The 10,109-nt window shown below is 72.7% G+C and carries 12 protein-coding genes; 5 read left to right on the top strand and 7 right to left on the bottom strand.

All coding sequences use genetic code 11. From position 1 onward, the window contains the following. Positions 1-75: 75 nt before the first annotated feature. From AC2CJA_RS19230 to AC2CJA_RS19215, 4 genes are read right to left on the bottom strand one after another with little or no spacing between them, the layout of a single operon-like run. Positions 76-933 carry a PhzF family phenazine biosynthesis protein gene (locus AC2CJA_RS19230; RefSeq protein ID WP_484603943.1) on the bottom strand — a complete coding sequence of 286 codons (858 nt, stop codon included), beginning with the start codon at positions 931-933 and terminating at the stop codon, positions 76-78. Next, positions 930-1,817 (bottom strand): LLM class flavin-dependent oxidoreductase, encoded by an 888-nt coding sequence (locus AC2CJA_RS19225; protein WP_484603942.1) that lies wholly within the window; start codon positions 1,815-1,817, stop codon positions 930-932. The genes AC2CJA_RS19230 and AC2CJA_RS19225 overlap by 4 nt, the downstream gene beginning before the upstream one ends. Positions 1,818-1,873: 56 nt before the next feature. Beyond that, positions 1,874-2,845 carry a hypothetical protein gene (locus AC2CJA_RS19220; protein ID WP_484603941.1) on the bottom strand — a complete coding sequence of 324 codons (972 nt, stop codon included), beginning with the start codon at positions 2,843-2,845 and terminating at the stop codon, positions 1,874-1,876. Further along, positions 2,842-3,345 carry a VOC family protein gene (locus tag AC2CJA_RS19215; RefSeq protein WP_484603940.1) on the bottom strand — a complete coding sequence of 168 codons (504 nt, stop codon included), beginning with the start codon at positions 3,343-3,345 and terminating at the stop codon, positions 2,842-2,844. Before AC2CJA_RS19215 ends, AC2CJA_RS19220 begins: the two co-directional genes overlap by 4 nt. A 332-nt stretch (positions 3,346-3,677) precedes the next feature. On the opposite strand from AC2CJA_RS19215, the gene AC2CJA_RS19210 reads away from it, so the two are divergent. The 3 genes from AC2CJA_RS19210 to AC2CJA_RS19200 all read left to right on the top strand — a co-directional run bounded on the left by AC2CJA_RS19210 (position 3,678) and on the right by AC2CJA_RS19200 (position 6,950). Continuing rightward, positions 3,678-4,520, top strand: a complete 843-nt coding sequence (locus AC2CJA_RS19210; RefSeq protein ID WP_484603939.1) for a Rossmann-fold NAD(P)-binding domain-containing protein — start codon at positions 3,678-3,680, stop codon at positions 4,518-4,520. Positions 4,521-4,841: 321 nt separating this feature from the next. After that, complete coding sequence (locus tag AC2CJA_RS19205; RefSeq protein WP_484603938.1) at positions 4,842-6,323, top strand: FAD-binding protein; 1,482 nt, start codon at positions 4,842-4,844, stop codon at positions 6,321-6,323. Between the two features lie 483 nt (positions 6,324-6,806). After that, positions 6,807-6,950 carry a hypothetical protein gene (locus tag AC2CJA_RS19200; protein WP_484603937.1) on the top strand — a complete coding sequence of 48 codons (144 nt, stop codon included), beginning with the start codon at positions 6,807-6,809 and terminating at the stop codon, positions 6,948-6,950. A gap of 59 nt (positions 6,951-7,009) precedes the next feature. Here AC2CJA_RS19200 and AC2CJA_RS19195 read toward each other — a convergent pair whose 3' ends face one another. Genes AC2CJA_RS19195 through AC2CJA_RS19185 form a run of 3 tightly spaced genes read right to left on the bottom strand, consistent with a single transcriptional unit; the run spans position 7,010 to position 9,494 of the window. Next, positions 7,010-8,086 carry an ArsO family NAD(P)H-dependent flavin-containing monooxygenase gene (locus tag AC2CJA_RS19195; protein ID WP_484603936.1) on the bottom strand — a complete coding sequence of 359 codons (1,077 nt, stop codon included), beginning with the start codon at positions 8,084-8,086 and terminating at the stop codon, positions 7,010-7,012. After that, positions 8,083-9,183 carry an ACR3 family arsenite efflux transporter gene (arsB, locus tag AC2CJA_RS19190; protein WP_484603935.1) on the bottom strand — a complete coding sequence of 367 codons (1,101 nt, stop codon included), beginning with the start codon at positions 9,181-9,183 and terminating at the stop codon, positions 8,083-8,085. The genes AC2CJA_RS19195 and arsB overlap by 4 nt, the downstream gene beginning before the upstream one ends. Beyond that, positions 9,180-9,494, bottom strand: a complete 315-nt coding sequence (locus tag AC2CJA_RS19185) for an ArsR/SmtB family transcription factor (RefSeq protein ID WP_484603934.1) — start codon at positions 9,492-9,494, stop codon at positions 9,180-9,182. Before AC2CJA_RS19185 ends, arsB begins: the two co-directional genes overlap by 4 nt. Positions 9,495-9,564: 70 nt before the next feature. Between AC2CJA_RS19185 and AC2CJA_RS19180 the strand changes: the two genes are divergently transcribed. Next, positions 9,565-9,978, top strand: coding sequence for an arsenate reductase ArsC (locus AC2CJA_RS19180; protein ID WP_484603933.1), 414 nt, complete (start codon positions 9,565-9,567; stop codon positions 9,976-9,978). Between the two features lie 5 nt (positions 9,979-9,983). After that, positions 9,984-10,109: FAD-dependent oxidoreductase (locus tag AC2CJA_RS19175; RefSeq protein ID WP_484603944.1), on the top strand; the 126-nt coding region annotated here is incomplete at its 3' end.

The following is a 10,109-nucleotide window of genomic DNA, read 5'->3' as shown; positions in this document are numbered from 1 at the left end:
CCTCCGGCCTCCGGACCGCAGGCGGCACGGCGCCCCCGGTTCCCGGCACCGTCTCGGCAACCGCCGGAGCGGCCTTCACTCCCGGCCGGCGGGCACGGCGAGGCCGCCGGCCAGCTCCCGCGGCGCCCGTCCGCCGACCGTGGCGGTGAGCGGGCCGTTCCCGGCGTCGACCGTGCACTCCAGGACGGCCGGCCGGCCCAGTTCGGAACCCTGCTCGATCCGGAAGGCGAGCCGCCCGCCGCCCGGCCCGCGGGCGTGGAGCCACACGCCGAGGGCCAGACCCACCGAGGCACAGGCCGGGTCCTCCGCGATCGCGTACCCGGGGGCGAACAGCCTGGCCCTGGCGGTACGGGCGGCCGCGTCCCAGTGGAAGACGAAGACGTCCGGCAGCTCCTGGCGCCGCATCGCCTCGGGATCGGGGCGCACCGCGGCGACCGCCTCCCGGCGCACCGGCAGCAGGTGGAACCGCGGCCCGAAGCCCGCGGCCAGGACCGGGCCCTCGCCCAGATCGTCCGCGGTGAGGCCGACGGTCCCGAGCAGCGGGGCGGCGTCCAGGGCGCGGACCGGGAGCGGTGCCGCGGCGGTGATCACGGCCCGCTCGCCGTCCGCGTCCAGCTCCAGCAGCTTGTCGCCGCACTGCTGGACGACCCTGCCGGACGGCAGGCGCCCGGAGCGGACCAGCGCCACCGCGGTGCCCACGGCCGAGTGCCCCCCGAAGGGCGACTCCCCCCGGCGGGTGAAGACCCGCACCCTGTGCGTGGCCTCCGGCACGGTCGGGGGGAGGACGAACACCGTCTCGTCGGCCCGGAACCACGCCGCGATCCGGCGCATGTCCTCCGTGCCCAGGCCCTCGGCGTCGTGGACCACGGCCAGCGGGCTGCCGCCGCCCGTCCCGGCACCGAAGACGCCGACCATCTCGAAGGGGAGGGTCACCGCGCACCTCCCAGCTCGGCGGCGGCGAAGTCGAACAGCACCTCTTCCCGGCCCTGGAAGGGGAGGTCGGGGCGGGGCCAGTGCACGACGAAGTCGGTGAAACCGATGTCCCGGAAGACCCCGGCCGAGTCCCGGTAGCTTTCCACGGACTCCAGTACCCCCCCGACCGAACCGCCGGTCAGCAGCAGCCGGCGCAGGGTGGACGGGTCGCGCCCCCGGGCCGCACAGGCGTCGTCGAGCGCCGCGAGCTGCTCCTTGAGCAGCGGGACCACACGGTCGTACCGCTCGCTCTCGAAAGAGTTGGGGGCGCCGCTGGTGACCCAGACGTCGGCGTACCGCGCGGCGAGGGCCATGCCCCGGGGACCGGCGGCGGCGACCGCCAGGGGGAGGCGGGGCGGGACCAGGCACTCCGGCTTCACCACGGCGTCCTCCACCGTGTACCACTGCCCGCGGAAGGTGGCCCGCTCCTCGCGCAGCAGCCGGTCCAGCAGTTTCACGAACTCCTCGAACCTGGCTCCCCGCTCACGGCGCGACAGGGGCCGGTCCCCTCGGATTCGGGAGTCGTGGCCCTCGGCCCCCGCGCCGACGCCGCAGACCATCCGGCCCCCGGAGACGTCGTCCAGCGACACCAGGTCCTTGGCGAAGTCCACCGGGTGCCGGAAGTTGGGGCTGGCCACCATGGTGCCGAGCGTGATCCGCGAGGTGGCCTCTGCGGCGGCGGCCAGGGTGGGCACGGCCGAGAACCAGGGCTTGTCGCTCAACCAGCGCCACATCAGGTGGTCGTAGGTCCAGGCGTGGTCGTATCCCAGCTCCTCCGCCAGGGTCCACCGTTCCCGGGCCCGGGGCCAGCGGTGTTCGGGCAGGAGCAGCACTCCGTGGCGCATGTGCTCGACTCTCCTCTCGGCTCGCGGCGGCACGGTGCCGCCGGGGCGGCGTCCGTTCAGGCGGTCTGCGGCGCCTGCCGTGCCAGGTCGGCGGCATGGGCCGCCGCAGTGGCCAGGACGGTGCCGAGGCGGCGCTCGCACTCGGCCACCGAGCCGTTCCACACCTCGACCTCCTCGCCGTCGTCGTCCCGGCCCAGCGGATACAGGCCGTTGACGGCGAGGTCGAGGCCCACCGCCCGCAGCCGGCGCAGCAGTTGGGCGGCGACGGCCTCGTCGGGGACCGGGCCGCGCAGCGTCATGAAGAAGTTGTCGTAGAGGACGGCCGTCCGCTCCGAGGGACGCACCGGGTTCTCGGTGACGCTCTGCTGGAGCAGCGACCGCCCGCCCGGCACCAACCGGGCGGCGACACTGTCGTGGACCTCCCGCTGGGCGTCGACCGCGGCCCGGAGCCCGGCGGCCCGCCCGTCCCGCAGCCACGGCACGAGACGCCCTCGCATCAGCCCCCGCACCTGTGTGAAGTCCGGGGCCCAGAGGCCGCTGAAGCCCCGGTGCTGGAGGAACATCGCCGGCCGGATCAGGCTCCGGTAGAGGGCGCGCGGGCACGAGCCGCTGTACAGCAGCATGGCGCAGTAGCCGTGGGTGTAGGACTCCAGCCGCTCCATCGCCGCGGGGCCGGGGACGGCGTCCCGCGAGGGCAGTTCCTCCAGGGTCCGGCCCATCAGGCGCCACAGGGCGAACGTCACCTGGTGGCCGGTGATCCAGCGGAACCAGAACAACTGGTCGTACGAGGGGGCCGGGGGCACGCCGAGGCGGGCGGTCGCCGGCCCGCTGCCGGTGAGCGCGCGCAGTTCCCGGCAGATCCGCTCCGGTTCGCACGGCGGCAGCGTGACCGGCCGGTGCTCCGCGCCCGCCCCGGCATGACCGGCCGGGGGCATGGCCAGGGGCTCCAGGCCGTAGGGGAAGTCACCGAAGTCCCAGTCGCCGACCCGGACCGCGCCGGGCGCGAGGGGCGGGGTGAGCGTGCTCATCGGTGTCCTTCCGGGACGTGCGTGAACTCGTACTCCAGTCCGTTCACGTCGAAGAGGTAGAGGCTGCGCACCCCGTCGTCGTCGATGACGATGTCGGTGGGCGGATCCTGGCGCGCGAAGGCGAACCGGCCCGAGTCGTGCAGCTCGATCCACCGGTCCCTGACGGCCTCCAGGTCCTCAGGGGTGTCCACCCGCAGGCAAACGTGCTGGAACTGGAACGACTCGTCCTCCGGCACCCGGCGGTTGTGGCCGGACCGGTCGAACAGGTGGAAGCGCAGATCGCCGACCGCGACCTCGACCAGCCGGCCGATCCCCGGCAGACGGCTGAGGGTCAGGTCGGAGAAGCGGTCGAGTTCCCACTTCCTCTCCGCCCCGAAGAAGTCCAGATACCACTCCAGGCAGTTGTCCAGATCCGCCGTCTGAACTCCCACGTGGTGGATGCGCGGCCTCATCCCCTCCGCCGTGGCGCGTGGCGCTGTCGTCCGTTCTGTCAGGGGCATCTCTGCTTCCTTCCGGATTCTCGGGGATAGCGGATGGCTGCGGAACAGTAACCTCCACACGCCGCGCGGGACGGTACGCGCGGCAGGCCGCACGGGAATGCGGGCGCATGGGGAGAAGAGAGAAATCCGCCGGCCTCAGATCAGGATGGTGGCGAGGCTATGAGAAGTTATCTTCGGCGCTTTCGGGGCGTCAACGCAGGAGATTCAGAGGGATGTCAGGGGTTTGTGAGGTGATTTACAGAGGGATGTCCGCGGTGCGCGGCCCCCGCGGTCGCCGGCCCCCGGCGGATCCGGGCCGTTTCCTGTCCGCCTCCGCCGTCGTTCTGGAGGACATGGGCACCACACCGATCCTCGTTATGGGGGCCACCGGCTCCAGCGGCCGCCGTGTCGTCGCGCACCTGCGGAACCTGGGAGCGCCGGTCAGGCCCGCCTCGCGGCACAGCGCCACCCGTTTCGACTGGGGTGACGAGAGCACCTGGGAACCGGCGCTGCGCGGCGTCGCCCGCGTGTTCCTGATGGCCCCCGACGGCGTTCCCGTCGACCCGGGCTTCGTCGCCCTGGCAGCGGACCTCGAGGTGGAGCACATCGTCCTGCTGTCGAGCCGCGCCATCGAGGTGATAGGGGACCGGCGCCTGCTGGAGGCCGAGGACGCCGTCAGGGGGTCCGGCACCGGCTGGACGATCCTGCGCGCCGACTGGTTCGACCAGAACTTCGACGAAGGCCCCTTCCGGGAGGCGGTGCTCGCCGGGGAGCTGGCGGTACCGCTGGGGGAGTGCCGGCAGGCTTTCGTGGACCTCGACGACGTCGCCGCCGTGGCCGCCCGTGCCCTGACGGAGCACGGGCACACCGGCCGGACGTACGAGGTGACCGGTCCGCGTGCGCTGTCCTTCGGCGAGGTGTGCGCCGTCATCGGCGACGCCGCCGGCAGGCCGCTGGAGTTCCGCGGGGACCAGGACGCCTACCGGGCCGCACAGACCTCGTTCGGCCGGTCCGCGGAGTCGGTCGAGCGGGACCTCGCCTCCTTCGCCGCCCTGCGCGCCCTCGGCGACGCCGAACCCCTGGACACGGTGCCCCGTGTGACCGGGCGCCCCGCCCGGACCTTCGAGGAGTACGCCGCCGCGGCGGCGGCCCGCGGCGGCTGGCGCACCGGGCCGGACGGACCCGCGGGGTCCTGACGCCCTCCCGCACCGGTCCGGCGGCCCCTTTCCCCGGGGCCGTTCGGGTCGTTCGGGCCGTTCCGGGACACCGGGGCCGCGCATCCCGCCGCACGGCGGCGGAATGCGCGGCTTGAAGAAGCTCTGACAGTAACTTGAAATAAGCGTGATTGCGCCGGGCGTCCCGGGCTGACTATGGTTCGACGCGTTGGACGATGGGCTTCAGAATTCTCCCTGAAAGGAGCTTCCCGTGCCCGGAGCGCGCGCCGACGAATTGCTTAGCCATATTGCGCGGGTCGGCATGACCGGTCATTTCGCCGAAGAATTCAACCGGGAGACGACATGATTGGCCGCCGTGAATTCCTCGGCAGATTCGGGGCCGTCGCCGCGGTCGTGGGGTTCGATCCGCTCGGGCGCAGGTGGATCACGGAGGCCGAGGCCGCGACGGGCCCGTCGTTCGCCGCCGCACCCGGGCTGGACGGGGAACTCGTGCTCGACGGGGCGTCCCGCGGGGCGGTCGCCACCGACCTGGGCAACATCGTCCACCGCACACCGTGCGCGGTGCTGCGCCCGCGCTCGGCGCGCGACATCGCCGTGATGATCCGCTTCTGCCGGACGCACCGCATCGCGGTATCGCCCCGGGGCCAGGCCCACACCACCTACGGCCAGGGGCTCTCCGCCGGGCTGGTCATCGAGAACCGGTACCTCGATCGCATCCACTCGCTCGGCCCGCACACCGCCGAAGTCGACGCCGGTGTCCTCTGGAAGGACCTGGCCACCGCCGCCTACGGGCAGTCGCCGAGGCTGACCCCACCGGCGCTCACCGGCTACACCGGGCTGACCGTGGGCGGAACGCTCTCCGTGGGCGGTGTCGGCGGCATAGTCGGCGGTCTGCGCACCGGACTGCAGGTCGACCACGTGCACGAGCTCGAAGTGGTCACCGGCACCGGGGCCGTCGAGCACTGCTCCCGCCGCCGCAAGCCCGACCTTTTCGAGGCGGTGCTCGGCGGACTCGGCCAGTGCGGCGTCATCACCAAGGCGGTCATCGAACTCGTCCCCGCCGGACAGCGGGCCCGCACCTACGTGCTCCCCTACGACGACAACGCCGCGTTCTTCCGCGACCTCCGCACGCTCATCGAGCGACCCGGCGTCGACCACGTCTACGCCGAATTCTCCTCGCCCGACACCACGCCGACCTACAAACTGCACGCGACGGCCCTCTACGACCCGCCCGGAGAGCCCGACGACCGGGCGCTCCTCAGCGGCCTGTCCGCCACACCGGACATCCAGGACACCGGCTACCTGGACTACGTGTTCTCGATCGACACGGCCATCGACACGGTGCGGGAGACGGTGAACTGGGACCGACTCGTCAAGCCGTGGTTCGACGTCTGGCTTCCCGGCTCCACCGTCGAGGACTACCTCGCCGAGATCATGCGAACGCTGACCCCGCGGGACATCGGACCCTACGGAGCCGGCCTGATCTACCCGCAGCGGCGCGCACGCGCCACGCGCCCCTTCCCCCGGCTGCCCGAACCGGACGGGTCGCCCTGGGTGTTCGTCGTCGACATCAACACCGTGTCCGACACCCCGGACCCCGGCCCGGGCTTCACCGAGGAGATGCTCGACCGCAACAGGCGGCTGTTCGCCCGTACGCGCGAGCACTTCGGAGGGGTGCTCTACCCGATCGGCTCGGTGCCCTTCACGGACCGGGACTGGCGCATCCACTACGGCGACGAGTGGTCGGCCTTCCGCGCCGCGAAGAGGCGCTACGACCCCGGCAACGTGCTTACCCCCGGTCCCGGCGTCTTCGGCCACGGGTGACCTCCGCCCGGCACGGACCACCGGCCACCACCCAGCGCTGTCCGGATCCGCGGCCGATCACCGAGGCGGGCCGCTCGCCCGGCGCCCGCCTGCCGGTGGCGGCCGGCCCGCCGAAGCCGCCGGGACCGGTGCGCCGGGTGTCGCAGGCATTCCGCGGCTGGTCCCCAGGAGGATGACGGCGCCTCGGCCGGTCTGGTGTGCCGCCAAACGTCGGAAGGCGCTCCGACCCGGGATTTCTCCTCGATCGAAGCGCCTTCCGGCACTGTCGGGACGACAGGGTTTGAACCTGCGACCCCCTGACCCCCAGTCCGGCCCAAGGACGCTGTTCTTGGGGCAATCGGTGCTTCTCCGACCCTCCGCGCTGCGGGCGTCGAGCTGTGTCCCGCTCACCGGGACGGCTCCGAGGCTCGGGTGTGGTCCTGGCGCGGAGCGCACCATGCCTCCCCGCCCTCGGCCGCTGTGGTGGACTTCCTGCTCCGAGCGGTGGCCGCACGCAGCGCGCAGTTGGACGACTTCCTTTCGCGCGGCGGCCCGTCCCCCTACCTGCGCCGCTTCCTGGCCGCCCCTGCGGACGGCGCCCCGGCCGCAGGGGCGGCCGCCTGCGGGCCGGGCGGTTCCTGCGGCTGACCGGTCCTGCCCGTTATGGACGGCGTACGGTGCCGGGGAGTGAGCCCTGGCGCCGTATGTCATCCACGCGGGGAGGCATGGCCGAGGGAGTCCGCGATCCGGATGGCGGCCTCGCGGGCGGGGCGCCCGGTGCCGATGAGGGTGGCCGAGGCGGGTCCGGTCCAGTCGCCGTAGCCGAGCAGGTGCAGGCGTGGTTCTGCCGTCGCCAGGGTGCCGTCGGCGGCGATGTGGCCGCGCTTTCCGCGCAGGGCGAGTGGCGAGAGGTGGGACAGGGCGGGCCGGAAGCCGGTGCACCAGATGACCGCGTCCGCACCGGCGGCCGTGCCGTCGGCCCAGGCGACACCGTCGGCGGTGAGGCGGGCGAACATCGGGGACGCCTTGAGCAGCCCGGTGTCCCTGGCCTCGCGCACGGGCGGCACGGCGACAATGTCGCCGAGGGAGGCCACCCCGCCGGTGTCGGCGCGACCTTCGTCCAGAGCGCGGCGCCGCGCGGTGGCGGCGTCGAACAGGGCCCGGCCGTCGATGTCGTCGGCCAGGAACCTCGGCGGGCGAGCGGTCACCCACGTCACCTCCACGCCGGCCAGTGCCAGGTCGGCGGCGATCTGCGCGCCGGAGTTGCCGCCCCCGACCACGATGACGCGCCGGCCGGTGAACTGTCCGGGGTTCCGGTAGCCGGTGGTGTGCGACTGCCTGCCCCGGAACGCCTCCCGCCCGGGGACGGCCGGGAGGAACGGGCGCCACCAGGTGCCGGTGGCGCTGACGACCGCGCGCGTCCGCCAGGCCCCCTCACCGGTCTCGACCCGCAGGAACGCGCCGTCGCGGCGGACGGCACGGACGCGGACGCCGCGCAGCACGGGCAGGCCGTAGCGCTTCTCGTAGTGGGCGAGGTAGCCGACGACATGAGTGGCGTCCGGGTAGGTCTGGCCGGGCTGCGCGGGCATGGGCCACCCTGGCAGCGAGGAGTACGCGGCGGGGGAGAACAGCCGCAGGGAGTCCCAGGTGTGCTGCCAGGCGCCGCCGGGCGCGTCCTGGGCGTCGAGGATCACGAAGTCCAGGCCCTGGCGGCGCAGGTGGTAGCCGGCGGCGAGCCCGGCCTGGCCGCCGCCGACCACCACCACGTCCGTGCGCCGCGTCATGACCCCGGCCGTGCCGCGGTGAATTTCCTGCGCCAGGCGAGGGCGACGTAGACCAGGGCGATGAGGACGGGGACCTCGATGAGGGGTCCGACGACGCCGGCCAGGGCCTGGCCGGAGGTGACGCCGAAGGTGGCGATGGCCACCGCGATGGCCAGTTCGAAGTTGTTGCCGGCGGCGGTGAAGGCCAGGGTGGTGGTGCGCTCGTAGGCCAGGCCGATGGCCTTGCCGAGGGCGAAGGTGCCGAAGAACATGAGTGCGAAGTAGACCAGCAGCGGCAGGGCGATGCGGGCGACGTCGAGTGGCTGGGAGGTGATCGTCTTTCCCTGGAGGGCGAAGAGGACGACGATGGTGAACAGCAGTCCGTACAGGGCCCAGGGGCCGATCCTGGGCAGGAGGCGCTGTTCGTAGGTCTCGCGGCCCATCCGCTGTTCGCCGATGCGGCGGGTGAGGTAGCCGGCCAGCAGGGGGATGCCGAGGAAGACGGCGACGTTGGCGGCGATCTCCCAGGCGGAGATGTCCAGGGCGGCGCCGTCGCCCAGGCCGAGCCAGTCGGGCAGCAGGTCGAGGTAGAACCAGCTCAGCAGGCCGAAGGCGAGGACCTGGAAGACGGAGTTCAGGGCGACCAGGACGGCGGCGGCCTCGCGGTCGCCGCAGGCCAGGTCGTTCCAGATGATGACCATGGCGATGCAGCGGGCGAGCCCGACGATGATCAGTCCGGTGCGGTACTCGGGCAGGTCGGGCAGGAAGGTCCAGGCCAGGGCGAACATCACGGCCGGTCCGATGATCCAGTTGATCACCAGGGAGGAGAGCATGAGCCGCTTGTCGCCGGTGACGGTGTCCAGGCGGTCGTAGCGGACCTTGGCCAGCACCGGGTACATCATGATCAGCAGGCCGAGCGCGATGGGCAGCGAGATGCCGCCGACCTCGACCCGGCTGAGGGCGTCGTTCAGGCCGGGGACCAGCCGGCCCAGCCCGAGGCCGGCGGCCATGGCGGCGAGGATCCACACTGCCAGGAACCGGTCCAGGGTGGAGAGTTTCCCGATGATCGAGTCGTCTCCGGTGGCGGGGGGGTGGGCGGCGGGTTCGGTGGTGGTCACGGGCAGGCCCTCCTGGTCTCGGCGGCGCGGGTGGTGCGGGCGGTGCGGGCCAGTTCGGTGAAGGAGCGGCCCAGGGCTTCGATGACGTCGGGGCGCAGCCGGTAGTAGGTGTACCGGCCGCACGGCTCGGTCTCCACGACTCCGGCCTCGCGCAGGACGCGCAGGTGGTTGGAGAGGTTGGTCTGTCTGGCCCCGGTCTCGGCGACCAGGTGGGTGGTGCACAGGGTCTCGGTGGCCAGCAGGGTCACGATGCGCATCCTGAGCGGATCGGCGAGCACCCGGATCAGGTCAGTGTCGACTGACGTCAGCATGCGCTGATACTGTCACATCAGCCGGAGGTGATGCCACCCCGGTCCCCGACGAGCCGAAGGAAGCCCCCTGATGTCCGAGAAGCCGTCCGTGCTGTTCGTCTGCGTCCACAACGCCGGCCGCTCCCAGATGGCCGCCGCCTGGCTGACCCACCTGGCCGGCGACCGCGTAGAGGTCCGCTCCGCCGGGTCCGCCCCGGCCGACCGGGTCAACCCCGCCGCCGTCCAGGCCATGGCCGAGGCGGGCATCGACATGTCGGCCGAGACCCCCAAGGTGCTCACCACCGAGGCCGTCCGGGCCTCCGACTACGTCATCACCATGGGCTGCGGCGACACCTGCCCGGTCTTCCCCGGCAAGCACTACCTGGACTGGAAGCTGGACGACCCCGCCGGACAGGGCGTGGAGGCCGTGCGCCCCATCCGCGACGAGATCCGCGCCCGCATCGAGGCCCTGATCACCGAAATCGACAACGAGCGGAAGGCGTGACCACCGTGACGCAGACAGATGACGTCCGCAACGTGATCATCATCGGCTCCGGGCCGGCGGGGTACACCGCAGCGCTCTACACCGCCCGCGCCGCCCTGCGGCCGCTGGTCTTCGAAGGCTCGGTGACCGCC

It is taken from the genome of Streptomyces sp. ATLC9 (assembly GCF_057196705.1).
The sequence above is the reverse complement of the archived record's forward strand: the minus strand, read 5'-3'. Positions and strand labels throughout refer to the sequence as shown.

What these genes read in the sequence shown, in the direction of transcription:
- AC2CJA_RS19225 (WP_484603942.1), bottom strand. Translation starts at nt 1,817, where the DNA reads ATGCGCCACGGAGTGCTGCTCCTGCCCGAACACCGCTGGCCCCGGGCC.
- AC2CJA_RS19220 (WP_484603941.1), bottom strand. Translation starts at nt 2,845, where the DNA reads ATGAGCACGCTCACCCCGCCCCTCGCGCCCGGCGCGGTCCGGGTCGGC.
- AC2CJA_RS19215 (WP_484603940.1), bottom strand. Translation starts at nt 3,345, where the DNA reads ATGCCCCTGACAGAACGGACGACAGCGCCACGCGCCACGGCGGAGGGG.
- AC2CJA_RS19210 (WP_484603939.1), top strand. Translation starts at nt 3,678, where the DNA reads ATGGGCACCACACCGATCCTCGTTATGGGGGCCACCGGCTCCAGCGGC.
- AC2CJA_RS19205 (WP_484603938.1), top strand. Translation starts at nt 4,842, where the DNA reads ATGATTGGCCGCCGTGAATTCCTCGGCAGATTCGGGGCCGTCGCCGCG.
- AC2CJA_RS19195 (WP_484603936.1), bottom strand. Translation starts at nt 8,086, where the DNA reads ATGACGCGGCGCACGGACGTGGTGGTGGTCGGCGGCGGCCAGGCCGGG.
- AC2CJA_RS19185 (WP_484603934.1), bottom strand. Translation starts at nt 9,494, where the DNA reads ATGCTGACGTCAGTCGACACTGACCTGATCCGGGTGCTCGCCGATCCG.
- AC2CJA_RS19180 (WP_484603933.1), top strand. Translation starts at nt 9,565, where the DNA reads ATGTCCGAGAAGCCGTCCGTGCTGTTCGTCTGCGTCCACAACGCCGGC.